At 31.2% G+C, this 25,953-nt stretch carries 16 protein-coding genes and 1 pseudogene; 9 read left to right on the top strand and 8 right to left on the bottom strand.

The genetic code is table 11. The features are described 5' to 3' along the window. Nucleotides 1-27: 27 nt before the first annotated feature. Entirely contained in the window at nt 28-2,784 is a 2,757-nt protein-coding gene (locus JL193_RS07645) for a GEVED domain-containing protein (protein ID WP_207973218.1), read from the bottom strand. 666 nt (nt 2,785-3,450) lie between these two features. Here JL193_RS07645 and JL193_RS07640 point away from each other — a divergent pair. The 3 genes and pseudogenes from JL193_RS07640 to JL193_RS07630 all read left to right on the top strand — a co-directional run bounded on the left by JL193_RS07640 (nt 3,451) and on the right by JL193_RS07630 (nt 6,707). Continuing rightward, nucleotides 3,451-3,750 (top strand): transposase, encoded by a 300-nt coding sequence (locus tag JL193_RS07640; protein WP_207973217.1) that lies wholly within the window; start codon nt 3,451-3,453, stop codon nt 3,748-3,750. Between the two features lie 355 nt (nt 3,751-4,105). Then, a pseudogene (locus JL193_RS07635) lies at nt 4,106-5,017 on the top strand (IS1595 family transposase). A 145-nt stretch (nt 5,018-5,162) separates the two neighbouring features. Beyond that, nucleotides 5,163-6,707, top strand: coding sequence for a hypothetical protein (locus JL193_RS07630; protein WP_207973216.1), 1,545 nt, complete (start codon nt 5,163-5,165; stop codon nt 6,705-6,707). A 431-nt stretch (nt 6,708-7,138) separates the two neighbouring features. On the opposite strand, the gene JL193_RS07625 is transcribed toward JL193_RS07630, so the two are convergent. Both JL193_RS07625 and JL193_RS07620 read right to left on the bottom strand, forming a co-directional pair. Further along, on the bottom strand, nt 7,139-8,917 hold the full coding sequence (locus JL193_RS07625) for a ribonucleoside-diphosphate reductase subunit alpha (RefSeq protein WP_207973215.1): 1,779 nt from the start codon (nt 8,915-8,917) through the stop codon (nt 7,139-7,141). 3 nt (nt 8,918-8,920) lie between these two features. After that, nucleotides 8,921-10,195 carry a ribonucleotide-diphosphate reductase subunit beta gene (locus JL193_RS07620; RefSeq protein WP_207973214.1) on the bottom strand — a complete coding sequence of 425 codons (1,275 nt, stop codon included), beginning with the start codon at nt 10,193-10,195 and terminating at the stop codon, nt 8,921-8,923. A gap of 409 nt (nt 10,196-10,604) precedes the next feature. On the opposite strand from JL193_RS07620, the gene JL193_RS07615 reads away from it, so the two are divergent. Then, on the top strand, nt 10,605-11,633 hold the full coding sequence (locus JL193_RS07615) for a COX15/CtaA family protein (RefSeq protein WP_207973213.1): 1,029 nt from the start codon (nt 10,605-10,607) through the stop codon (nt 11,631-11,633). A gap of 349 nt (nt 11,634-11,982) precedes the next feature. Here the strand turns inward: JL193_RS07615 and JL193_RS07610 are convergent, their stop codons facing one another. Continuing rightward, entirely contained in the window at nt 11,983-12,405 is a 423-nt protein-coding gene (locus JL193_RS07610) for a molybdenum cofactor biosynthesis protein MoaE (RefSeq protein ID WP_207973212.1), read from the bottom strand. A gap of 176 nt (nt 12,406-12,581) precedes the next feature. On the opposite strand from JL193_RS07610, the gene JL193_RS07605 reads away from it, so the two are divergent. Further along, nucleotides 12,582-12,854 (top strand): DUF3817 domain-containing protein, encoded by a 273-nt coding sequence (locus tag JL193_RS07605; RefSeq protein WP_207973211.1) that lies wholly within the window; start codon nt 12,582-12,584, stop codon nt 12,852-12,854. Nucleotides 12,855-13,012: 158 nt separating this feature from the next. Here the strand turns inward: JL193_RS07605 and JL193_RS07600 are convergent, their stop codons facing one another. Both JL193_RS07600 and JL193_RS07595 read right to left on the bottom strand, forming a co-directional pair. Further along, a complete protein-coding gene (locus JL193_RS07600) occupies nt 13,013-13,255 on the bottom strand; it encodes a MoaD/ThiS family protein (RefSeq protein ID WP_207973210.1) in 243 nt (80 codons plus the stop codon). A gap of 9 nt (nt 13,256-13,264) precedes the next feature. Then, nucleotides 13,265-15,739 (bottom strand): DUF5686 family protein, encoded by a 2,475-nt coding sequence (locus JL193_RS07595; RefSeq protein ID WP_207973209.1) that lies wholly within the window; start codon nt 15,737-15,739, stop codon nt 13,265-13,267. 268 nt (nt 15,740-16,007) lie between these two features. On the opposite strand from JL193_RS07595, the gene JL193_RS07590 reads away from it, so the two are divergent. Then, nucleotides 16,008-16,751 carry a receptor L domain-containing protein gene (locus JL193_RS07590; RefSeq protein ID WP_207973208.1) on the top strand — a complete coding sequence of 248 codons (744 nt, stop codon included), beginning with the start codon at nt 16,008-16,010 and terminating at the stop codon, nt 16,749-16,751. Nucleotides 16,752-16,806: 55 nt separating this feature from the next. Here JL193_RS07590 and JL193_RS07585 read toward each other — a convergent pair whose 3' ends face one another. Together JL193_RS07585 and JL193_RS07580 are read right to left on the bottom strand one after the other, a co-directional pair. Then, nucleotides 16,807-18,267 carry a sulfatase-like hydrolase/transferase gene (locus JL193_RS07585; protein ID WP_207973207.1) on the bottom strand — a complete coding sequence of 487 codons (1,461 nt, stop codon included), beginning with the start codon at nt 18,265-18,267 and terminating at the stop codon, nt 16,807-16,809. A 283-nt stretch (nt 18,268-18,550) separates the two neighbouring features. Then, on the bottom strand, nt 18,551-19,756 hold the full coding sequence (locus JL193_RS07580; protein ID WP_207973206.1) for a retropepsin-like aspartic protease: 1,206 nt from the start codon (nt 19,754-19,756) through the stop codon (nt 18,551-18,553). Between the two features lie 249 nt (nt 19,757-20,005). Between JL193_RS07580 and JL193_RS07575 the strand changes: the two genes are divergently transcribed. The 3 genes from JL193_RS07575 to JL193_RS07565 all read left to right on the top strand — a co-directional run bounded on the left by JL193_RS07575 (nt 20,006) and on the right by JL193_RS07565 (nt 25,950). Next, entirely contained in the window at nt 20,006-20,713 is a 708-nt protein-coding gene (locus JL193_RS07575; RefSeq protein ID WP_207973205.1) for a leucine-rich repeat domain-containing protein, read from the top strand. A 951-nt stretch (nt 20,714-21,664) separates the two neighbouring features. Next, a complete protein-coding gene (locus JL193_RS07570) occupies nt 21,665-25,207 on the top strand; it encodes a DUF11 domain-containing protein (RefSeq protein WP_207973204.1) in 3,543 nt (1,180 codons plus the stop codon). Between the two features lie 284 nt (nt 25,208-25,491). After that, a complete protein-coding gene (locus tag JL193_RS07565) occupies nt 25,492-25,950 on the top strand; it encodes a hypothetical protein (RefSeq protein ID WP_207973203.1) in 459 nt (152 codons plus the stop codon). The last annotated feature ends 3 nt before the right edge of the window (nt 25,951-25,953 follow it).

Below are 25,953 nucleotides of genomic sequence, written 5' to 3'. Positions count from 1 at the left end.
ATAGTTGATTATTTCTGTTTAATTATATTATAACTCGGTTTCACAGGACTCTTCTATATTGGTTTTGGTTGATTTTACTCTCTGCCTGAGTTCTGTACCTTGTGTTCCCGTACTTTCTTCTCGATCTGGAATTAATTGCTGGCGATCTTCCAACTCTATGTTTTCTTCTCTGCCTATGCCTCTAACTGTACCCCTTGGCTTATTAACTTTCTGAAAAATACCATAGGCCGTTAAACCAGCTACTATACTACCCGCTGACATTGAACCTGCTAAAAGGGCATTGGCATTGATTGAATGAGCTATTTTTTTACTTTGCTCCCCTGACGACGGGGCTAACCCTGATACAGGCAGTAATCGGTAAGGTAAGGATGCCTCTTTATTGTATAGATCTTCAAAACCATAATAAGTGATTGACTGGCCTGATTCGGTTTTTGTAAAACTATAAAGCTTTAACGCTACTGTATCTGAAACTACTCTAAGGCTTTTAGATAAAATTGTATTGGTATTGAATGTTGATAAAGTATTTGGGCTTAGATGGTCTATACTCAAGTATTTTTTCTTCTTAAAAAAGTTTACGGTATATCCTTGATTATTAGAAGGTTTATCTACCAATACTTGATTGCACGCCGAATAGTTTACTGTTCCTTCTGCGTCTTGATAAGAGAGCCATTGTAGCCTGTCTCCGCTTACCGCTGCACATTGCCCTTTGGTATTGACCAAAACGGCTGGACTGGAGACATCTGATGTTACTGCCGTGGCTAACAGAGCAGAATTGTTATTCTTAGGGTAGATTACTACTGTATAGTCTTCTACTTCACCAATATCATAGGTACCTGATCCATCAGAAGGTGGCGGAGCATTTTTTCGCATGGCTATACGTATCCTTGTCTTGATTCCTTCAACAGGTGCACTAAAATCATCAGGAATAAGAAAACTTGTTGTCAGTTCTTCTTGGTGAGTGCCTGTAATATCTGTAATGACATGTTCTCCCAACCCATCAAACTTGTAATCTTTGTTGTAATCAACCCAGATACTGTAATGCATGGTACTACCTTCTTCTGCCCTAGGGGAGAATGTAATTTCTACTTCTGAGCCTGGTTGTAGATAAGGAAAATGATGCTGTATTAAATTGACATAACCTCCATTGTTTTCTGTTTTAAAAGAAGCTGTTTCTGTATAGCCACCTTGAGGCATAGACACTTCTATTGCTAGAGAATCGATATAAGTTTGACGACTTTCCAGCCCTCGATTTTTAGGATAATCGGGGTTTCTATACAATGCCTTAAACTCTTCAGGCTTGAACAGTTCGACGGCATTACGGAAACCCGATCCTGGGATCTTTAAAGCGCGGATATTGGCTTCATCATAGGGAGATATATTCTTAAGCTCTATAACTACTGGCAAATCGTACTTATAATCTTCTAAAGATTCTATCGTTTGATTGCGAGCCTGAAGGATCTCGTTAAATACATCCTGACTCAGCATCTGATTTTTTTCTTCAAAATCCCCTGTACGTAAACCGGTATGATCTGCCTCTGAAGAGTAAAGTATCTGAGGATTATTGGGGTCATCTCCTATATAAGTCTTAATAGTAAAACTAACCATTCCATCTATTAGATAGACACCTCCTACAGGGCCATCTTTTGATAACAATTTTTTAAATTCTGCCAAATCAAGTTTCATCATCTGACTTGTCGCACCACCTTCTCCAATATCTGGAGTTTTTAAAACTTGGGAAGGGGCAATATTTAGATTAAAACGATCGCTATTGATTTGAAACTCTCCCCTTTCAAATCCATATCCTCCAGGAATGGTTGAAGCATAAGTATGATCTGGATCTAATGAATTCTGAAAAGGAGTATCCCCTTCATCATAGGAATCCCATGCATTAGCTAATAAAGAATATACATCAGGATCATGCGTTTCGCTGTCACTGCCGAGTTCGCTTCCATCTTCGTCATCATCGCCATCACCAAATGAATATACCCCAATTACTTGATTTTCATTATTGAAAAGACCAGAACCACTAGCTCCTTCTTCTATTTTTTCAATATTGTCTTCATAATGGGTCACATACCACCCAAGATAATCATAAGAAAAATCATGTTCTGGTTCTTCCCTAAGAAAATTTTCTTGATATGCAGCGCCGTCAGGAATTTTAAATATTTTCTTTACATCGCCTTTAGGATGGCCAATTACGGATATCGGTAAGAAAGTTTTGTCTCTTGACCACCCAGAAAAATATAGGTTGTCAATAAAATCAGGATAACCTAAACTTTGGGGAGCAAGTTCCAGCAAGGCCAAATCATCTTCCCTTAATATGTCTTTTATTGTTAATAACACCCCATAGGACAAGGGTTCATTATCTTCTGCTATTGACCGTGAAGGCTTAAGTACTTCATAATTAAATGTTAAATAGGCAGGATATAAATCACCAACCATATATTCTAGAAGACAATGCGCAACTGTTAATAAATAATATTTGCCATTTTGATTGACCGTATTTATAAGTGTTGCCGTGCACAAACCCCCCTCATCCAAAAGAACAGTAACCGAACGCTTATTGTCTTGATGAAAACTTCCTTGTGGTTTATTAATATTGATGTTAGCTAGGTTAGACCTACCTGAAGTAAGAACCTTTATTGCCTGTGCTTCTACTATATGTGGAGTAAATAATGCACACATACAAAAAATTGGAGTAAACAGCAGATAGTTTCTTGTATGCCAAAACTTGCTTGTATAAAATTTCATTGGTATTTTCATTTTTTTCATTGGTATTTTCATTTTTATAACATTAGTAAGTACTTTAATTAACTATTCTTATAAAGCAATGGTAACAAGATACTTAACTTCTTATGGATTACTACTTAAGTGCCTAAGTTAATTCTTCTTGTAATCTTGCAATAAAGAAAGATTGCTATATTTGTCGATTTGTCGAACTTATTTTGAATACTTACATTTTTTTCAGTAAAAAAGCAATAATCACTAGACCTGTTATATTTAAAATGATTATAATTCCAGAATTTCATTAAAAGATATAGCTAGGGAGACAGGGTTGTTTACCCCTACTGTTGCCGAGCGTATGTAAAAAATGAATAAAGCTGGTATTATTGATAATTATGCAGCCAAGCTTAAATATGGAAAAGATTGGCTATCCATTAGGTATATATTCAGATGGGGTATTGGACAAGTTCAAAAGTTCAAAAAAAATAAATGAAAACGATTCCTGAAATTTGTGAGCGTCGCAAATTAACAAGGCGTGATTGTATGCTTATGAAGGAATAATCAAAGTCCATAATCCCTTGCTTGTCTCTAACTTCCTTAAACCTCAACTTACAGCTATTCTCGTTAGGGTAATCTTTATAAAAATCTAGTTTTGCGTCGAAAAAGAAAAACGAGGTTCTTACAAAAGCATCCATCTTTATTTTTAAGATGAGAGTCGTTTTTGGGATGTTTACCAAAAATGGGCGCGCTATAACAGTGAAAGGCGTTAAGCCAATTTGCCCTTTTCAACAGGTGTTTAAATCGACCTATCTCTTTGGTGCATTTTCTCCAATTACCGGAGATAAGTTTTTACTGGAATACCCAAACTGTAATGCCGATATTTTTGAGTTGTTTTTGAATGAATTATCCAAAGAAAATCCAACCGAACTTAAAGTCATAGTAGTGGACAATGCGGCTTTTCATAAGGCTAAAAAAATTAAAATTCCTGATAATATCATCTTAAACCTCCATACTTCCCAGAAGTAAACCCTGCAGAACAAATATGGGCTTGGTATAAAAGAGCCTTTACAAACAGAATCTATAAATCAATACCACAAATTGTAGATTTTATCTCCAATAAGTCCGAAAATCTTACTAAAGAATTAGTCAAATCAATTACAAGACAAGAGTATATTTTCTCTAACTAGTGGACTTTTTAGATATTCATTTTGGTGTAAATTGAATTTACCATAATAAACCTTTTTTTTACTTAATGCTTCAAAATAAAACTGGTAAACATCAGTAAGGAATAGTTACATTTTAATCGTTTTGTGTAGGTGAAAATTATTTTTTTGAGTTAGTCATTTAGTTTCTGTACATTAGAACCTTAAAAAACAAGGATATGGGTCAAATTGCAGGACAAGATATACTAAACTTTATAAAAGAACTACCAAATGATGATGCTTGTAAAGCTTATCTAGCAAAAATAAAATAGCAGGATGGTTTTACGTTTAGTAAATCTAGACATAAAAAAGGTTGTGAAAAAACAGGATACAATTATCATTTTTACGCTTGTCATCAAGTAGAAAGCGCAACTGCAAATACACTCTGTTTCATAAGGTTAAGTTTGGTTTACAAAAAGCCTTTTGTGTCGCTTTTGAAATGAGTACAAGTAGTAAAAGCATTTCAAGTATTCAAATGGGGAAGCGTTTTAGTATTCGACAAGGAACAGCGTCGAAAAGTAAGTAAGTTCATAAAAAGTAGTCAGCAATACCCATTAGAAATATTAATTTATGTTGACGAATTTACAGTTGGAGGAAAAGAAGAAGGCAAACCAGGTAGGAGTTATAATTCTAAAAAGAAAAAAGCAATAATGGCAGTAGAATTGACGGATAATAATAAAGTAAAAAGAGTTTACATAAAGTCTATTGATGACTATTCTGCAAAATCTTTAACGCCAATATTCGAAGAGCACTAAGCACTTCTGCTAAAATAATAACAGATAAATGGAGAGGATATGAACCTTTAAAAGAAACCTACAATATTGAAGCAGAGATACAGTAATAATGGTGCTAATTTTAAACAATTACATATAGTTATAAGCCAAGTTAAATCGTGGCTTAGAGCAATACCAACTCATGTAAGCAAATGGCATCTTCAAGCTTATTTAGATGAGTTTTGCTTTAGAATAAATCACTCTCAATTCAAGGACAGTATTTTCCATAAAAAAATAACTCGAATGGTAGAAGCAAAACCAATATATCAAAATCAAATAAAACAGAAACTAAACGTATTACTCAAACAATTTGTATAGAAGTCCAGGGATAATTGTGTCCAATTCCAAAGATTAATGAAAAATGAGGATAGAAGAGATGAAATATCAGTAAAAAAAGTAAAATAATTGACCGAAAATCTAATAAAAATCAATTAAGTTAATAACTCAAAAATAATTTTTAATTATGAAAATAAAATCGAAAGAAACCTTTTTATTATTGTTTTTTCTTTTTGGTTTAATTATTATTAGTTCCTGTCGTAAAGATTTTGATACTATTTTAAATACTGGGAAACTAGAATTTTCTAAAGATACTGTATTTTTAGACACAGTTTTTACTAATATTGGTTCAAGTACTTATTCTTTTAAGGTTTACAATAGAAGTAATAATGCAATTACCATCCCAAAAATAAGATTAGAAAAAGGAATTGATTCTAATTATCGTTTAAATGTTGATGGTATAACTGGTAAAGATTTCGAAAACATCAATATTTTAGCAAAGGATAGTATTTTTGTTTTTGTAGAAACAACAATTGATTATTCTCAAGTAAGTACGCCTCTTTATGAAGATAGGTTATTATTTGATAGTGGTGATAATATGCAGTCAGTAACGTTGATAACCTTAGTTCAAGATGCTCATTTTTTATACCCATCTAAGAGTAATGGAGTTATTGAAACAATAATTATTGACGGAGTAGATACTGAAGTTCAAGGAAGATTTCTTAATGATAGCGAACTCATATTTACAGATGAAAAACCTTATGTAGTTTATGGTTATATGGTAGTTGGTGATGAAAGTAATGCCGCAAAAACTCTTATTGTTAATCCAGGGGTTAAAGTATATTTTCATCAAAATTCAGGATTAATTATCAATAACAATTCAAAAATGGAGGTTAATGGAAGTTTAAACGTAGATGGACAAGAAGAAACTGAAATTACATTTCAAGGAGATAGGTTAGAATCAGATTTTGATAATATTCCTGGTCAATGGGGGCAAATTTTATTTAGAACTAAAAGTTTTGGAAACAAGATTAATTATCTAAATATAAAAAATGCAAGTATTGGATTAAATATTTTTGGAGATGGAAGTAATACCAACAATATTATAATTAAAAACACAAAAATATATAATAGTTCTTTTTTAGGAATTTGGGGAAATAATGCTAACATAGAAGCAGAAAATTTAGTAATAAGTAATGCAGGTGTTTCTTGCTTTGCAGGTGTTTCAGGCGGTAGTTATATTATTAAACATTCTACTTTTGCAAATTATTGGAATAGTAGTTTACGAAATACTCCTAGTTTTATACTAAGTAATTATAATGTGTTTCGAAGAGAAGATGAAGAAATAGTCGTATTGAACTTAAACGAAGCTATAGTTTCAAATAGCATCATTTTTGGAAATAATAATATCGAATTAAGTTTAGAAAAATCTGATGATCAAGCAAATTTTAATTATTTATTCCAAAACTCCATTATTAAATTTGATGATACGGGAGGTAATTTTACGAATAACCACCTATTTGATTTCACTAATATTAGTATTTATAAAGATATTATTTTAAATGGCAATGTAGATTTTAAAGATTTTTTATCAAATAACTTAGAAATTGATGCTAATTCAAACGCTATAAATAAAGCAAAAATTAATATTACCCAAGAAGTTCCTTTTGATATTAAAGGTTTACAAAGAGCACTTCCTGCTGATATAGGTGCTTACCAGTTTAAAAACTAAAAAAGTATGTTTCATTCAATTTTTTTTTTAGATTTTATAAAGGAAGAAGCTTGAAAAAAACCTAAGCCATTATTACTAATATTAGTTGGGGGAGATGTAGGAGTTGGGTTAAATAGTCGCCCATCTTGTTTAAATTGTTCTAATAGAAACTTGAAATACTCATATGTTTTTTGTTATTCTACTCGTTTTTACATTTCAAGAATATATTTTCTCTAACTATTGGACTTTTTAAATATTCATTTTGGTATAAAACGGAGGGATGCATTCAAAAATACGAATCGCTCTTTAAAAAAGGCAATTTATTACAGGATTTTCAAATGGTAAATGGTATAATTTAGTGTTAAAAAAAAGAGAAACATTGCTGCTTCTCTTTTTCTACGAACTTTTATTATTAAGATTTCTCGACTGCGCTCGAAATGACAATGGTTACATTATCCTTCACAAGAAGCACATTCTTTCTTTTGCTTGAATTTTTGTGCAGCATTCATACTGTGTTGGTAATACATCGATTTTACACCTAATTTCCATGCGTTTATATATACTGCATTTACATCTTTAATGGGCATATCTGGATGCACCATAATGTTAATGGATTGTCCTTGGTCGATATGATTTTGCCTGTTTGCAGCTTGATAAACGATTACGTTTTGGTCGATTTCTGAATAGGTTCTAAAAACATCTTTTTCTGCTTCTGTTAAGAAATCTAAATGCAATACAGAACCGTCATTATCTCTAATGCTCGTCCAAACTTCTTTGGTATTTTTTCCCTTTTCTTCTAAAACTTTTTCTAAGATTGGGTTTTTAATGGTTGTTTTAATTTTTGCGATGTCTTTTACGTAAATGTTCGACCAAATTGGCTCAATTCCTTGAGAAACTTGTCCTAAAATAAATGCGGATGATGTTGTTGGTGCAATGGCATTTAGGGTGGTGTTACGTCTTCCATATCCTTTTAAAACTGCTGGCTCTCCATATTCTTTCGCCATTTCTTCAGATGCTTTGTAAGACTTTTCTTTAATTACTCTAAAAATTTCGCTGTTTAAGTCGTAGGCTTCTGGGCTATCGAATGCTAACATTTTAGATTGTAATAAAGAATGCCAACCTAAGGCTCCTAAACCTAAAGCTCTGTTGTCTTTTGCGAAGTTATAGGCTTTTTCCATAAAACGAAACGTAAATTGGTCGTCTCTGTTTTTAGAATCTCTATAAACTTCTAACTTTGTAATAAATTCTTGCATTACTGCATCTAAGAAATAGGTTAGGGTTTCTACAGCATCTGTATTTTTCCATTTGTCGTAATGCAATAAGTTTACAGATGATAAGCAGCAAACGAAAGACCACTCTTCGTTAGAGGGTAACATAATTTCTGTACACAAGTTACTTGCATAAATTTCAAGATTTTTATCTTTATAAACATCTACGGTTCCATTATTTGCATTGTCTCTAAAGAGTATGTATGGATATCCTATTTCGCCTCTTCTTTGTAAAATTTTTGCCCAAATGCTTCTTTTTTCTACGTCGCCAGCAATCATTTCTTCCATCCATTGGTTACCAACTGTAACTCCGTGTGTTAATTCTTGAATTGGGTTTCCTTCTGTACCAATTTCTAAAAATTCTTTAATATCTGGATGATCTACAGGTAAATATGGAGAAAAACGACCTCTTCTCACAGAACCTTGGCTTACAACATCTACCATTTTTTCGAACAATTGCATAATATGAACCGAACCAGATGACGATCCATTATTTTTTACTTCTGCACCTCTTTCACGCAACTTACCAAAATAACCAGAGGTTCCTCCTCCTAATTTAGACATCATACCAACCTCTGATTGCGAGAATAAAATATCTCCCATATCGTCTGCAACATGGCTGCCAAAACAGCTAATTGGCAACCCTCTTTTTTTACCAAAATTCGACCAAATTGGCGAGGCTAAAGAAAAGAATCCAGCAGCCATATATTTGTAAAACTTGTCGGAAAAACCGGGTTTTTTTAAAATACGCTCTGCATTGTCTGCGATTTCGCGAATTCTTTGCTCTGGAGTGGTATCTCCTGTTAAATATCCAGACTCTAAAAATTTACGGCTATTTTCTGTTAGCCATGTAATTTCAGGTTCTTTCATATTTTCAAGCATTTCTTTTCTAGAAGCGTTTCTTACTTGAATTAATCTTTCGTGCTCTGTAAGTTCTGTAGTTTTTGTCGTTGTTTGGTTCATGGTTTAAAATAAGTCGTCGCTAGTTATACTTTTTGTTCTTTTACTATAGTTAATAGATCTCTTTACGAAGAAATCGCCGTGTTTGGTGCCAATAATTTCATCATCAAACCAATCTGTTTGCTCTAATAATGCTTCATCTGTATCAAATACTTTATCGATGCCAATGCTTTCTAAAGATTTATTAAATCTATTTTTAATAAATTCTTTGATGACTGTTTTTGGTAAGAAATCTAATTCTCCTTTTTCGAAAATCCAATCGATTATTTTGCTTTCAGATGCATAGGCTTCTTTACAAGTTTCTTGTACTAATAAGCTGTGGCTTTCGTCGAACCAATCTGGATTTTCTTCTTTTATAATTTTAATAACATCGATACCAAAATCTCCATGAATTTGCTCTTCTTTAGAAGTGGCTTCTACTACATTAGAAATTCCTTTTAACACGTTTTTATGCTTGTTAAAAGCCATAATTATTAAAAATTGTGAAAATAAAGAAACGTGTTCTATAAATAATGAAAACAAGATAATTGATTCTGAAAACTCTTTATTGTCTTCGCTATTTACGTTTTTAAGTGCCAATTCTAAATAATTAACACGTCTCATAATTACTGGGTTTTTCTTTAAGTTTTTAAACTCGTTGTTTAACCCTAAAATTTCTAATAAATGCGAATAAGCATCGTGATGTCTTACCTCACTTTCTGCAAATGTAGCGCCTACAGAACCAATTTCTGGTTTTGGCATTCTTTTATAAATGTCTCCCCAAAATGTTTTTACAGCAACTTCTATTTGAGAGATTGCCAACATTGTGTTTTTTATTGCGTTTTTTTCTACCTCTGTTAAATAGGCTTTAAAATCTTGTATATCGCTCGTGTAATTAAATTCTGTATGAATCCAATAAGAGTGTCTAATCGCATCTACATATTCATTTAATTCAGGATAATCGTAAGGTTTTAAGTTTAATCTTTTTTCGAAAATATTTCTTTTTCTATTTCTTGCCTGTTCATCTCTATATAAAATATAAGCTTTGGCAACATCGCGAAAACGACTGTCCATTAACTTATATTCTACGATATCTTGAACCTGCTCTACAGTTGGTATATAGTTAGGTTCATTTAATTTTCTTTCTAATAAAGTACCGTTAACGATATTTGTAATTGCAATAGCGTCTTGTAAAGTACCATTGTTTACAGAAATCATTGCTTTTTCAATGGCTCTTGTAATTTTGTCTAACTCAAAATTGCTAGTTTCGGAGTCTCTTTTTATAATTTGGGTAATTTTCACGGTAAATAGATGTTATTTGAGAGTTAATTAATTGTTAAGAACAACTCCTACAAAGATTGCATTTTTTGCTCCAAAATGAAAGTCATACTTATTCACAAATCCCTTGAAGTTTTTAACAATTATCTTTCGTTTACAAATTTTGTAAAAAAATAACGTTTTTACAATAATTTGATAATCAGTATTTTAAAACCTAAAAAAAACATAACTTACTGCTACTGCTGGCATTCCTAAAAAGAACTTTTTCAAAGAAAAATATCATCAGAAATAAAAAATAAAATTTATACTAAAAGAAAAACACAATTCTTTTTTAATTAAAAAGCTTGTTTATTTAGAATTTTTATGCGAGAGAAGCTTCCTCTAAATATTTTCGAACACTAATTTTTGAAGTATCTTTGTAAAAAGTTTTTTGATGAAAAATAGATTTCCAAAAGTCGTAAAAATTGCTATTATTTCTGTGTATTTAATTTTTATAGCGGGTTCTGTAGTTCGAATGACGGGGTCTGGAATGGGATGCCCAGATTGGCCAAAATGCTTTGGATACTATATTCCACCAACTTCGGTAGCGCAAATTACCTGGAAACCAAATACGGTGTTCAAAAAAGGATATATTATTATAAAAGACGAGGCTTTATTTGTGGCAGAACACGATTTAAAAACCTCTTCTGAATTCAATTTAAAAAATTGGGCAAAATATACCAAACACGATTACAATACATTTAACAAATACCATACTTGGACAGAATATATCAACAGACTTGTTTCTGTTTTAGCAGGTTTTGTTTTTCTGTTTTTAATTTACGGTGCTTATAAAAATAGAAAGAAAGACAAACGAATTCCTATACTCGCTTACACAGCTTTCTTTTTAATGTTGTTTGAAGCTTGGCTAGGAAAAACAGTCGTAGATTCTAATTTAATGCCTGCAACTATTACTCTTCATATGGTGGTTGGTTTAATAATTATCGCCTTATTATTATGGCTAAAATTTATAATTTCTGAAAATAAAATGGTTTATAAATACAATTCGTTATTTAATAAATTACTAATTGTTTCTGTAATTTTTTCGTTGATACAAATTGCCATGGGAACGCAAGTAAGACAATTTATAGACGAGCAAGTGAAATTATACGGCTTCGAAAACAAGAATTATAGTTTAATGAATCCGAGTTTTAAATTCTATTTTCATAGATCGTTTACCATTGCCATTGTGTTGGTAAACTTGGGGTTATTGTATTTAAATCAGTTAAAAAATTTAGGCTACAAACTTGTAAATTGGATTGTTTTCTTAATCTTTTTAGAAACCATTACAGGCATTTTAATGTATTATGCCGAGATTCCTTTTGGAACGCAAGCAATTCATTTATTAGCGGGTGCAATTTTATTTGGGTTGCAGTTTTATTTGTGGTTGCAAGCTTCAGTTGCCAGTCGCAGTTTTCAGTAACAGTTTTCAGTAGCAGTTTTCAGTAGCAGTAACAGTAGCAGTTTTCAGTAGCAGTAACAGTAGCAGTTTTCAGTAGCAGTAGCGAATTTTAAAAAACTTTGAAACTTCGCTAGTTTGCGAGAGAAAAAATTTCACACCAATAACCACAACAGTAAGCACTGAAAACTGCAACTGCTACTGCAAACTAAAAACTTCTCTCCCGAAAATTTCGGGGATAACGTCTATGAAAAATCGAAATCACTCGAAGTGACAGACTCTGAAACTTTGAAGCTAAATAATAAAAAATTTTGCAATTTTGTGAGAAAAGAACTGACTGCAAACTGAAGACTGGAAAACTGGCTACTAAAAACTACGGATGCGCATTTACCCAAACTTCGCCATCAGAAAAATATTCTTTTTTCCAGATGGGTACTGTTTCTTTTAACGTGTCTATTGCGAATTCACAAGCTTTAAATGCAGCTTTTCTGTGTTTAGAAGAAACGGTTATAATTACAGGAATTTCTGCAATTTGCAACATGCCTTCTGCATGATGAATCGCAATTTTATGAATGGGAAATTTTTCTAAAGCCAAATCTGCGATTTTTTGCATTTCTTTAATCGCCATAGGTTTGTAGGTAGAAAAATCTAATTGTTTTACTTCTTTTTCTTGTGTGTTGTTTCTTACTGTTCCAATAAATGCAGAAATTCCGCCACAAGAATCGTCTTCTACAAAATTGTAACATTCTTGTAAATTTAACTTTTTTGGGGTTATTTTAATGGAAGTTCTCTTCATTTTATAAAATGTTAAAACTAATAATAATTTTTATGTAGATACTGAAACAAGTTAAGTACTTAAGCAAAAATAGGAAAACAAATTTGTATTTTTGCATCAAAATTTAAAACCAAAAGTTCTCGATATAATTTCGATGAAAAATCGAAATCACTCGAACTGACAATAACCAAAAATAAATGAAGACTGTATTTAGAATTGTTAGCTTTTTAGAAGGAATTTCTTATTTATTACTGCTTTTTATTGCAGTTCCTATTAAATATTTTCAAGGTAACGATTCGTATGTAAAAATGTTAGGAATGCCTCATGGAATTTTGTTTATGCTGTATATTGTCTTGGCTTTTATGTTGCAAAAACCTATGAAATGGAACAATAAAACTTTAGGAATTATAATGTTGGCTTCTGTTTTACCTTTTGGTACTTTTTATATTGATAAGAAATATTTGAGGTAATTTTTTTCCCATAGATTCATAGAAAACATCGCCAATCTTTGCGATTTTTTTTTTGTACGTTTCTGTTTAATAACTTGTGAAGTTCGTGTCTTTTGTAATTTTTTATATCATGCACTCCACAAGAGTGTTTTTTTCTTTTGGGAAATTAAAAGAGGTTTTTATCCTCCGCTAACAGGCGGAATTACAGCAACAACATCATTATTTTTTAAAACTAAATTGTCTTCTGCATATGTTTCATTTACTGCAATTGCATACGAATTTATGTTTTTTAACTGTGGATATTTTTCTTTCAATAAAATCTTAAAATCGTTTACAGAGCTATTTTCTGAAACCGATAATTCTAAGTTATTTGTTGCGACCAAATCCGAAGTGATTCCGAAAAAAAGTGTTTGTATTTTCATTTTTCAAAATTAGTTAAAAGGAAGGTTTAAACGAAATAAAAAACCGTCTTTAGCAACGCCACCATAATTAGAGCGTACATAATCTACTCGTAAAAGGCGCCATTTGCCAAAACCTATATTATCTAAACCAACAGAATATTCTGTATATGGTTTTTTATCGGCCATAAAAAGACCTTTTACGCCACCAATTAAATGGAAGTTTAATTTATTTAATAACGGTATTTTTCCTAAAACAGCACCTTTAAAATTGTGTTGTGCGTGTGCTTCTGCATATTTATCGTTGGTGTAAAATTTGTAATACTCTAACAAACCAAAACTGGTTAATTGGTTGTCTAAAGGAAAAAGAAGCTGGTTTCCATTTGCCTGCAACTTATCCATAAAAGCGATATTTTTCTTCTTTAAAAAGAGACCACCTCGCATATTATATTCGAATTTCCCATAATTTCCTGCATTTAAATTTTGCCTAAGATTTGCCGAAAATAAATCTGAATTTAATTGAGTATTAGAAGCCCCAAACCTTTTGGTGTATGCTACATGTATTCTTGGAAACTTAGAACCACCAACATTTTCTTTACGGTTTGGATACGACAAATATTTTTGCCCAATAACAAATGTGGCACCCACATTTAAAGTGGCAATATTGTGTGTTTCGAAAGCAGCATTTGTAAAATCTGTTGGATCTAAAGGATTGTTAGAAGTATAACCTCCGTTTTTATCTTGTGGTGCAAACGAATAATTTGTGGTATTAAACAGCGGTTTTCTTTTTGCAAACTCTAAAGAAGAAGAAAAATAAATACCGTTTTTTATTTCTTCGGAATAACGAACTCTAGCAAATTGTTTCTCATAAATTTTTAAATAATTTAAGCAATCTAACAAAGAACTAAAAAGATTGTTCAGTTTTGTAATTGGCTCTCTTCCGTTAAATTGAGGGGTTGTAACACCTGCAGAAACAGTAAGTCTTGGTCTGGAAAAATTATTCCATTTTTTAGTAAAATAAAAAGTAGGTCTTACTCTTTCATCAGAAAAACCATAATTTACGTTGGCACCTGCAGTCCACCATTTTCCTTTTTTATTGATTTGCTCAAAATAACTAAAACCCACAGACGTATTTAAACCTTGTACTGTATTAAAACTTGTTCTTAACAAGGGACCATTGTAAGAAAAAGTCTTGTTTTTATAAGAATTTCTATACGAATAACCCATTAATAAATCTAGTAAACCGAATTTGTTTCCTTTTGCGTCTATGGAATCTAAATATTTCTTCGATTTTCGAACTGTTTTAATACTGTCTTTTATAGAGTAATCTTTTATTTCTTCTTTGGTTAAAGGCACTGGACGTAATTTTTTCCAATATTCAGCCTCTTTTTCAGTGGCGTTTTTCTCGAACGTTAAAACTTCGTTAGTAAACGTATTTTCGTTAAAATCTGGATTAAAATCATACTCAGAATATACATAAGAAAATTTTCCATTGGGTTTAAATCCGAAAAATTCAATATCGAAATCTATGGTTTGTGTTCTTAAAACCCAACCGTCTATTTTATTAGAATACTTATAATTCTGTTTTAATGTTAACGAGTTTACAATAGGAATGTTTATTTGTGTGCCTGTTGTGGTTACGTCTGCTCCATACACTGCCCAATCGTCTTCTACAATATATATAAAACCTTCAAAAACACGATCGCCTTTTCTTTTTGGAGTTAGTTTTATTTTGTTGATGAGTTTTCCGTTTGTATCATAAAAAGTACCTTCTAATTTATATTTATAATAACTAAATGCATTTGTAGAAATTGGTGATATTAAATTGTTGAAAATTTCGATGCTATTGGCATACAAATCGATGCTAGAATCTTCTGCTCTGTTAAAACTTACACCATTATCTTGTCCAGAAACTTTCGAGGCCACAATGTTTTCTTTAAATTTCTTAGGTTTTTTTTGAAAAGATATGTTAGAAAATGTTTCCGATAAGTAAATAATGCCACTTCTGGTAGAATCTAAACCTCCACCAAAATCACCTAAATTTTCTCCTAAAAAACTTTCTGGAGCATTGTTTATTTTTGTAAGACCTCGAGAATAAAATTTGGCAGTATAATTGGCATACTTATCTGTATTTTTTTCTTTGTTATCAATTACATTTCTAATAATTGCATTGGCAGGATTGTCTTTCGAAGAGATAGAAATTTCATCTAAAACCACGTTTTCTTCTTTTAGTTTTACATTTAACTCAAAAGGAAAAGAGGTTATATTTACTTCTTTTTTAACGGTTTCATAACCTAAAAACTGAAAAATAATGGTAAATCTTCCTTTTTGAGGTAGCTCTAAAATATAGGCTCCATTATTGTTAGAAGTTGTTCCGTTATTGGTTTTATCGACATAAATACTTACCGAAGAAAGAGGTTCGCCTTTGGTATTGGTAATGGTTCCTTTTATTTGTGCAAGATTTGTAGTTATTGTAAAAAGTAACAATAGAAAAATAATTTTTTTCATAATTAATTTTTGTTGATAGTCGCAAACATAAAGTTTCTGTTACAAATTAAAGTTTAAAAAATGTTAAACCAGTTACAATTGTCTTTTTATAAGCAATAAAATGTACATGCTTATACATTAAGTTTCGTAGATTCTCTAATTACTAAATCTGTATCTAGAATGATTTTTGTTATAATAAATGGCAATAATTATAAAAAAAAATAACAAATAAAAAAAATTGGCATTAATTTTGTTACGAAAAATAAATTCAACCCCAAAAAATATAATTATGATTCAAAAACAATTATTAGCAGTTATCGGTTTATTTTTAATAATTTCTTGTTCATCAAGTGACAATAGTATGGAACTTATAACAGATTTAGAAGGAGATTTAGAAATAAGATCACTTAAAGATTTAGAAGATCCAATTATTAAAGGATACAAAACAATTCATGGGAATTTAATTATTAACTATACAAATGAAGTGGAAGATTTAAGTGCCTTGGAAAATTTAGAAATTATCAATGGAGGTATCTTAATTAGATATAACGATAACTTAAAATCGTTGCGTGGTTTAGAAAAAATTACAAAATTAAATTTTCTAGAAATTGAACACAATCTTGAACTTAACTCGCTAAATGGTCTAGAGAATTTAACTAATATCTCAAATAGTTTAAGAATTGCCGAAAACCGTAAATTGGAAACTCTAAATTCTTTAAATAGTTTAACTGATATAGGTGTTCAATTTTTTCTCTCTAATAATAATTTATTAACCAATTTAAAGGGTCTAGAGAATTTAAAACAAATTCCTCAAATAATAATTCTAGATAATTTAAATTTAATGAGCTTAAATGGTTTAGAAGGTATTACCTCTTCTGCTAATATTGGAGTTTTATCTAACGACTCATTAACTAATTTTTGTTCTTTAGTTCCGTTTGTACAAGCAAATAGCCAAACAATTAAATTTTCTGCCGGATTTAATAGTTACAATCCTTCATTAGAAGATTTAATTAACAATAATTGCTCTAACTAAAAAACAAACTGAAGCTGTACAATAGTATTTAATTTGGGCAATCTTTTTTTGATTGTTAGTTTCTTAAGATTTTCATATTCTTAACAGGTTTTGTGTACAATACTTCTTTGTTTTGCATTAACCTTTTGTGAATATGATAGGTAACATCCATCCAGTTTTTTTCTTCTGTCCAAAGCGGATTTATCATTTGAGATTGCCAAACAGATAATTTACCATTTAATAGATTTAAGGTTTCTAAATCTGTTTTAGATAGGTCTGTTTTTTCTGAAATATCGTTCGATAAATTGTATAATACCTCTCCATAACCTTTTAATTTTATCAATTTAAAATCGTTGTAACGCATGGCAGATTCTTCTAATTTTCTCCAATACAATTCTTGATGAGGATTGCCTTTTTTCTCTCCTTTTAAATACGGTATAAGATTTACTCCATCCAGTTGAATCTTATTTTCTAATTGAATTTCCGCAGCAGAAATGGCCGTTTTAAAAATGTCTAAAGAAGATGTTAAACCGTTAAAAGTTTGGTTAGATTGTATTTCTTTTGGCCAACTTATAATAAAAGGAACTCTATGGCCACCTTCAAACTTATTTCCTTTCCATCCTTTTAAAATTCCATTATCGGCAGTATTATTATCAGCACCTCCATTGTCACTCAAAAAATAGATTATGGTATTTTTATAAATCTCTAATTCTTTTAATTTTTGAGTGAGTTTGCCAATGTTTTCATCTAACGACCAAGACATTGCGGCTAATTTTTTTCTAGGATGATTTTTATATTTTTCTAAGTGCTCTTTTTTAGCATGCATAGGCGTATGTACAGCATTGTATGCTAGGTACATAAAGAAAGGTTTATCTTTATTTTCTTGTACAAATTTTACGGAATAATCTCCAAGAACGTCTGTTAAATATCCTTTAAATTTAACTCGATTTTTATTGAATTGTAACATGCGTTTTCTGGAAGGATTTTCAATTGGAAAATAAGATCTAGCTCCTGCTAAAAATCCATAAAATTCATCAAAACCTCTGTTGTTTGGGTGATCGCTTTCAGTTGCGCCCAAGTGCCATTTACCTACAGCAGTGGTTTTATAGTTGTTTTGTTGAAAAGCATTTGCGATGGTCATTACATTATCTGCCAAACCAACATCACCACTTTGTCGATCACCTGTATGATTTGCTTCAAAACCAAAACGTTGTTGGTACTTACCTGTTATTATTCCTGCTCTTGATGGTGCACAAACGGTTGCACTTACGTGAGCATCTGTAAAAATAACACCGTCTTTGGCTAATGCATCTATATGAGGGGTTTCTAAATCTTTGCTACCCATAAAACCAAAATCAACATAACCAGCATCATCAATAAGAATAACAATTACATTTGGTTTTTTAGTTTTGTTTGATGTTTCGTTTCTTGTGTTTTCTACTACAACTGTAGGTTTTGTTTTTTTTGAATTACAAGAATATATAAGCATGAAAATAAAAGCGGTTATTAAAAACTTTGGTTTTAATTTGTTATGCATATTCTTGTTTTTATAAAATAGGTAGCAAACATTGTTTAGTTGCCCCCATTTTTGTTAGTTGATCTGTCGCGTATTTAGAAAAAAGATGGTTTGTTAGACAAAAATATCCTTTATTTATTAAATATCAAATTAATTAATACAATGAACAATCTGGTTGAAAATTGCGAAATTATCTTGAATAACTTACCATTTATTCGTAAAGAAATGAATATTTTTTTGCTAATAAGATCTATCTAAATATTAATCGAACTCAGGTTATAAGAATTTTAAAATGCTTTTTTTCTTACTCATAATTACGGTTCTGTGGCATCAAACGATGTGTTTTACCATCTCGAGTTTTAATCGTCAATTCTTTTTCTTGCTTTAAAAGGTGTATCTGAAAATCTTTTAGTTCGAAATTATTCTTAAAATCAACACTTTTTTTACCATTAATTTCTACGATTTCTGTGCCCAGCTCTAACCCATACTTTTCTTTGATGTGTAAACTGGTATAAATACCACTTACAATCATTTTATCTTCTGTCTTTAAAATATTTACCCCAAAGGTTTTCTCTACGGACTTTTCTAAAGAAGTTGTTCTTGGGGTAAGAATAATTGTATGGTTTGCACTATTTACAATACAATTGTAGTGACGAAAGAATTTGTTACCAATTCTTGCGCCGCGTTCTGCAGAGGTTAGGTGAAGTTTAAACGGATGATTTACTGTGGTATCTCCAATTTTATATTCGAAATCTTTTATCGTATAACTTACATCTGGTTTAGAAAAACCGCTTACAGACATGGTAGAAATACCTTGAAAAGTAGATTTCTTGGTGTCTTTAAACAATTCTAACGCAGCTATAGTAACGTTAATGTCGTCTCCATTATAACCAAAATCAATCTCTACTCCATCTTTTACACCATTAAGCTCGATGCTGGTAAACATGGTGTTGTACTCGTTCAATCCAAAGGGAATTGTAATGCCTTCTTCTGCAAATGGCGACTGTGATACGATTACAAAATTTTTGTCGAAATTAAATTTCCAATTCAACTTTTTTGTAACTGTGGCACCAAGTATGCCGTGAATGTTTGCCATAGGCCCAAAAAGAGTTTTAAGATCTACAACAAGAAAAGGACTTTTGTTTATGGTAAATGCACCCAGATCGATTTTGTCGCTTATTTTAAGATCCATATTTATCTTTTTATTAACGGCATCTGTAACCGTTATAGATTCTTGGTCTTTAAAATCATTCAGTTGTAATTTGTTAGATGTAGAGTTATCAAGGGCAGAAAACGAAAAACCGTTGTCCCACACCAAATTTAACTCTGTGTCATTCACTTTGGTTTTTAGAACAATTAAGTCATTTATAATTTTAATAGGTATGGTATCAATTGTTTTGTTAGGTACCAATTCGCCCAAGTTGGCCATTTTTTCTACCTGTTTGTTACTATTGATCTGTGCCAATGCCACAAAAGGAATTAAAACAACAATCGAAAGTATTTTTTTCATTTTTTTAAAAGATATAAATTATAAAGTCTAAAGACGTTTTTTTAAATTGAACGCAAATTTAGTTTTTTAAATTTACCTTAATAGATACTTAACAAAAATTAACGCTATTTTAATCATGTTATAGCTTATTTTTTGGATAAAATGAGGGTTTATTATAAATTTCTTCAATATATTTTTCATTATTTTTAAGAATATTGGCATAGTAATTGTTAAAAAGCAATAATAATCACCTAAAAACGAAATTTAATTATGAAAAAAATGAGCCTTTTTTACAGTTTATGTATTGTATTTTTTATAGTAACATCTTGTACAGAAGATGAAAATATAGAAGAACTACGTGTTCTTTCTTCTCTAGACAAAGCATTGGAAAATAGTAAGTATGTCGAAGAGTTGTACATAAGAGACCAAGAAATTTCCGAGCTTCCAGAATCCATAGGAACATTGGAAGCCTTAAAGATTTTTCATGCAGATAAAAATCTTTTAACAACCCTGCCAGAATCTATAGGAAATCTTTTAAATTTAGAGTTTTTTAATGTAGAAAATAACAGCATAAAGGAAATTCCAGAGACCATAGAGAATTTACAAAACTTAAAATATCTTTGGCTTAGTGGCAATCAAATAACTTCTTTGCCAGAGTCTGTTGTAAAACTTCAAAATTTAGAAATCCTAGAATTATACAATAACAAATTAACCGAATTGCCTAAATCTATAGGGAATCTTCAAAACCTAAAAATTTTTAAGTTAGGAAAAAACAAATTAACAGAACTACCAGAAAGTATTGGCAACTTAACCAATCTTACAGTACTGTATTTAGGTAAAAACGAACTAACAAACTTGCCAAGTTCCATCGAAAAATTAACAAACCTTAGAGAACTGTATTTATTTGATAATAAATTCTCTCAACAAACTATAAAAGAAATCGAGAACTTACTTCCAAATTGTAATATCTCTTATTAAGAAGTCATTTTTACTTTTTTTCTGAAAAAAATGGGGTTTTAGAAATTTGTGTTGCGAAACATAAAAACGAAACCCCATGTATTCAAGTAACGAGCGTATGTACAATAGAATTAGAAATAGTTTTTCTCATATTTACCAAAGAGAAAAGAGAATTTATGCTTAAATGCCTATATACAAGACAATTAATTATTGTGTGTATTCAGTTAAAGACATCTAAAAAATGTCCGTTCGAGTGGTTTTAAGGAACGAAAAAAATTATATCGAGAACTATTTAAAAGCTAAAATTTGTATTCTCGATACAAACGTTACTTATTACTGTAAAATTTATTCGAATTGACAGAATTTTATTAAAATGAACAACAGGTAAATACCATTTATTTAACTGGTAGGTAAATATTGCCTACTGCACCTTCATATAGGAATTTAAGATTTTAGAACACAAAAACATCCGAAGTTTTAACAGAGCTAAAAAACATTAATTCTACATTAAATTCTTTTGATTAAAACGCCTACTAAAACGTTTTCGTAACCTTGGGTTTTGCAAAATTTTTAAGAAAATAAAAATTTAGAACAATTCTAAACAACGTTTTAAAGAAATTTTAAGTATTTATTAATTTCACAAATAAATAAAATATGGTATGGTGTTAAAAAACGAAAAAGAAACCGTTTTTTTGGAGGTACAATTTAGCTACAAAACATTATTTTTCAGCGTTATTGATACTCTTTTTTTATTTTTTCTCTAAAACGAAAATTGCGTATTTGTAATCTGTTATATTTATTTCTAATATCATTTTATTTAACAATAAACATGTAAAATTATTGTTTACAATCTGTTAGTATTTTTAAAATAAAGGGGCTTTTAAGATATTCTCTTAAATATATGTTAAAAATAATTATATTTGTTTCACTATAATACCCATTATTTTCTTTATTAAAAAATACGTATCTAAGATGTTATTCTCAAATGTTACCCATAAGTCATTAAATAGAGAGCTTTTATTTTATTTAATAATAATATTTCTAGCATCAAATATTTCTCTTTTTGCACAAGCGAAACCTTCGTTTAATTTATCTCAAGGGCCCACTTTATTAGCAAACGGAGCACCAGATGAAAGTGTAGGAGCGAAATATATTTATCAAAATGTCGCAGTATCTGCAGATGGTTTAATTGTGGACGCCATTCTTACCATTGTTGCCAAAGTGAATGTTCAAGAATTTAATGCAGGTTCTTTTACGGTAGATACGGTTATAGGTTTAGATGATCGATTCGAACCAACAATTAATACAGGACTAGGAGTTGGTTATGTAGAGTGGCAAATAGAATTTGTACTCGATAATACTGTTGTTACAGCAACTGATGAAGGAATAAGAGCCAGATTAGAATCGTTTACTATGGAAGCAATAGATGTCGATGGGTTTGAGTTTTTCGATGCAGTTGTAACGGGCTCTTACACTTTAGAAGGCGGCTCACCACCAACAGATTTATCTGTTTTTCAAGTAGGAGATTTTACAAGATTTCAAAGTGATGCCGACTTTGCAGCAGGGATTGATACTAATGATACAGAATTTATTGTAAGAATAAATTTTACAAATATTAGCATTATTAAGTTTAGAAACGGTAGCTCTAACGACAGTAATAACAGGCAGAACTCTGTCAGTTTTTTAGGAGAAATAACGTTTAATTCAGAAAACACCGTTGTTGTAAATCAGCCACCTGTTGTTATAGATAATTTAGGAAATCAAATAAATTCTAATTCTTCTTTTTCAAAAGATGTTTTAGTGGGTTCAAGCGATCCTGATGGAAATTTAGATATTTCGAAAGTAAGACTAACAGATCCGAACGATCCTAGCAACCAAGGTAAAGTAAATAGTCCGTTAATAATACCTAGTGTAGGTACGTATTTAGTTTCCAGTAGTGGTATTGTTAGTTTTATCCCTTTAGACGAATTTACAGGTGATGCTTCAGTACTTTTTAGTGTCGAAGACGATTTAGGCGTAAGCTCCGATCAAAAAAATCTTGAAATAACAGTTGTTGACAGATGCAACGCAGCAGTGTCTGGAAATATAGATTCAGATGGAGACAATGTTTCAGATATTTGTGATTTAGATGATGATAATGATGGAATTTTAGATAGCGACGAATTAGTTTGTGAAGATACAACTCCAGTTAATAATGAAATTTTAGTAGCCTCTAGTGGAGGTAGAATATATACAACAAATACTTTAACAGGAGGTAGTACATTATTAACAACCTCACCTTTTACAGGAGGTCTTATTAACGCATTAGCAGCCAACCCAGATAACGATTTGTTATATTACGGAGTAGGTACAAATATTTATTTTTACAATTTACTTACAGACACGCATGCATTACTTGCAGATTTAAGTACGTTTCCAGAATTTTCGGGAGGTAGTTTAGAAAGTGGAGGTGCCTCTTATTTAGATGGAGTGTATTATATAGGTTCAGAACAAACTGGTGATTTGTCAGATGTTTTTGCAGTACAATTATCTACAGATGGTAAAAGTGTTTTAAATGTTGAAGATTTAAATGTTTACGACGCTGCTTTGGCAGATGGGTTTGATTTTCAAAATGACCCTCCTGGAGGCGCTGGTGCTAACGGTTTTGGTGACATAACAGCATTGTACGAAGGGGCAGATATTATAATTTATGGCTCAACCGCTCATAACAACCCAACACGACCAAGCGCCTTTTGGTCTTTTAATACAACTACTAAAGACTGGCAATTAATTACAACAACACATAGTTGGCCAGGAGGGCAAACTGCAGCAGATTCTAATGGTAATTTATATGTCAATCAAGGTCAAAGCATTGTCCAAATCGATAAAACGAATGGTAATATTATTGGGGGTTTAGTTACTGTCGGAGTTTTTATAACCGATTTTACAGGTCCTGCTATAGAAACCCAATGCAATCCTCGCCAAGATACAGATGGCGATGGCATTCCAGATTATTTAGATTCAGACTCAGATGGCGATGGATGTAGTGATGCAGATGAAGCTTATTACGGTTCTATTAATAATGCAGATGCAGATAACAATGGTTTTTATGGTTCTGGTGCACCCACAGTAGATGCACAAGGTAGAGTTGTTGGAGCCTCTTACAATGTAACAAATACTTTTCATTTAAATGGAAATATTAATACCTGCGACGATGCAGATATGGATGGCATTCCAGATTTTGTAGATGTAGATGATGATAACGATGGTATTTTAGATACCGAAGAAGATAGTTGTTCCACTGCAACTGCGGGTTCTATAGATTGGGATCAAGACTTTAGCACCATTTTCACAGGCGAGCGAAGCAATTTTCAAAACGATTTACCAGCCACTTCAGCAACATTAGATGGTACCACTTTAACGGTTTCTTATACAGATCCTGTAGGAGGTTTAGAAAATATAGAAGTTACAGATGGCTTTGGCTTTGGTCAACGAGTTTTACAAATAAGAAATGCAAACAATACTCCAGGAGGAGTTATTACCACATTCGAATTTTCAAATCCTGTAAACGACTTAACATTTTCTATACAAGACATCGATTCTGATGCGAACATAGGAGATGGTTTTGATGATCTGGTAGAAATAAAAGCCTATAGATTAAATGGTTCTATTGTACAAATTACAGCTTCTAATTATGGAGGTACTTTAGGCAATCACATTAAATTTAATGGAAATAATAAATTCCAAGGAGTTGGTAGAGAAGGCAATGCTATTAATGGAGACACAGGAGGGGTTTTAAATTTAACTTTTCCAGAGCTTATTGCAAAAGTAGAAATTACATTTTCTAATTTAGTTTCTCTACCCAATAACAACCAACGTATTGGCATTACAGATTTATCTTATGACGAAGTGTGTGATGTTGATGTAGATAATGATGGGATTCCAAACAGATTAGATACAGACTCAGACAACGATGGCTGTCCAGACGCAATAGAAGGTGCAGGAAACTTTCAAACATCGAACTTGGCAAACCCAGGAACAGACGATAGTTTAGGCGATTCTGTAGAGACAAATGCATCAAGCCCAAATTACGGAGTTCCAATTATAAGCGGAGCTTCAACACAACAAGCCACCACAGCTGCAGTTTTAGACGACACAAATAAAGATGCATGTTTAGTCGATTTAAACTTAATAAAAACCATAGACAAACCGATTAAAAAAGTTGGAGACAACATTGTATTTACAATTACACTAAAAAACGAAGGCGATGCAGATGCAACTAATGTAATGGTAAAAGACATTTTACCAGCTGGTTTAACTTACGACGCATCAACCTCTGTAGTACCAACGAATACCACCTATACACAAGCGACTGGTATATGGGATTTAAGTCTTTTAACAATTAAAAAAGGAGAAACAAAAATTTTACAGATAGGCGCTACTGTAACCACAGCTGGAACGATAATTACCAATAAAACAGAAGTGTTTTCAGCTACAGAAGACGATAAAGACTCTACAAAAAATAATAATAATTAAATACAATTAATTTATAATAATTATAAACAATAAATTAAAACCCTGATAAACAATATTTTAAAAAATATATATTACGCTTGAATTTAAATTTCATTAACAAAACCTTAAAAAAATGTTAATAAATTTAAATTTCATTGCTTATTTTTAACATATGTTAATTTAGTTAGAGTAAGATCCAATAAAATTAGAAAACTTAGACCCATTTTAATGTAGAATTTTTAAATATGAACAAAAATTACCTTAATTCACTTATCGTTAAACAATTTACGAGAAAAACCTACCTTTTGGTTCTTTTTTCTCTATTTAGTGTATGCCAAGGTATTTATGCACATAGTAGCTCGTTTAACTTAGTACCTTCAAGAACGGCTTTAGCTCGCTTAGAAGCATTGGGCAAGTTTACAGTTACAGCGATTAAAAGCGGTACAACAAGCAACAAATATCATTCTACAAATCAAACAAACCCTTTTGGTCAAGTAAATTTAGATGTAAATCAAGAAGGTAAAGCTAAAGTTTTAGATTTAGAGAACTCTAATTTAGCTTCAATTTTAAAAAGGCAAATAACTGCAATAACATTTAAGACAACTTCTACATCTACAGTAATTAGTAGTATAGATTTTGCAACAAGAGTTATAAATACTTATACCATAACAAGTACATTGCCTTTAAGCAATGTAAATTCCTTGTTACTAAGATTAGCTAGTAATAAAGGAACAACAACTAAAAAAATAATAAAAGAATCATAAAGA

Origin of the sequence: Polaribacter batillariae, from assembly GCF_017498485.1 — a bacterium.
Taxonomy (GTDB): Bacteria; Bacteroidota; Bacteroidia; order Flavobacteriales; family Flavobacteriaceae; genus Polaribacter; species Polaribacter batillariae.
This window is presented reverse-complemented; position numbering and strand designations above follow the sequence as displayed.

Bases quoted from the DNA above. Each gene is read 5' to 3' on its own strand.
- JL193_RS07645 (WP_207973218.1), bottom strand. From the start codon at position 2,784: ATGAAAATACCAATGAAAAAAATGAAAATACCAATGAAATTTTATACA.
- JL193_RS07640 (WP_207973217.1), top strand. From the start codon at position 3,451: ATGTTTACCAAAAATGGGCGCGCTATAACAGTGAAAGGCGTTAAGCCA.
- JL193_RS07630 (WP_207973216.1), top strand. From the start codon at position 5,163: ATGAAAATAAAATCGAAAGAAACCTTTTTATTATTGTTTTTTCTTTTT.
- JL193_RS07625 (WP_207973215.1), bottom strand. From the start codon at position 8,917: ATGAACCAAACAACGACAAAAACTACAGAACTTACAGAGCACGAAAGA.
- JL193_RS07615 (WP_207973213.1), top strand. From the start codon at position 10,605: ATGAAAAATAGATTTCCAAAAGTCGTAAAAATTGCTATTATTTCTGTG.
- JL193_RS07610 (WP_207973212.1), bottom strand. From the start codon at position 12,405: ATGAAGAGAACTTCCATTAAAATAACCCCAAAAAAGTTAAATTTACAA.
- JL193_RS07605 (WP_207973211.1), top strand. From the start codon at position 12,582: ATGAAGACTGTATTTAGAATTGTTAGCTTTTTAGAAGGAATTTCTTAT.
- JL193_RS07600 (WP_207973210.1), bottom strand. From the start codon at position 13,255: ATGAAAATACAAACACTTTTTTTCGGAATCACTTCGGATTTGGTCGCA.
- JL193_RS07595 (WP_207973209.1), bottom strand. From the start codon at position 15,739: ATGAAAAAAATTATTTTTCTATTGTTACTTTTTACAATAACTACAAAT.
- JL193_RS07590 (WP_207973208.1), top strand. From the start codon at position 16,008: ATGATTCAAAAACAATTATTAGCAGTTATCGGTTTATTTTTAATAATT.
- JL193_RS07585 (WP_207973207.1), bottom strand. From the start codon at position 18,267: ATGCATAACAAATTAAAACCAAAGTTTTTAATAACCGCTTTTATTTTC.
- JL193_RS07580 (WP_207973206.1), bottom strand. From the start codon at position 19,756: ATGAAAAAAATACTTTCGATTGTTGTTTTAATTCCTTTTGTGGCATTG.
- JL193_RS07575 (WP_207973205.1), top strand. From the start codon at position 20,006: ATGAAAAAAATGAGCCTTTTTTACAGTTTATGTATTGTATTTTTTATA.
- JL193_RS07570 (WP_207973204.1), top strand. From the start codon at position 21,665: ATGTTATTCTCAAATGTTACCCATAAGTCATTAAATAGAGAGCTTTTA.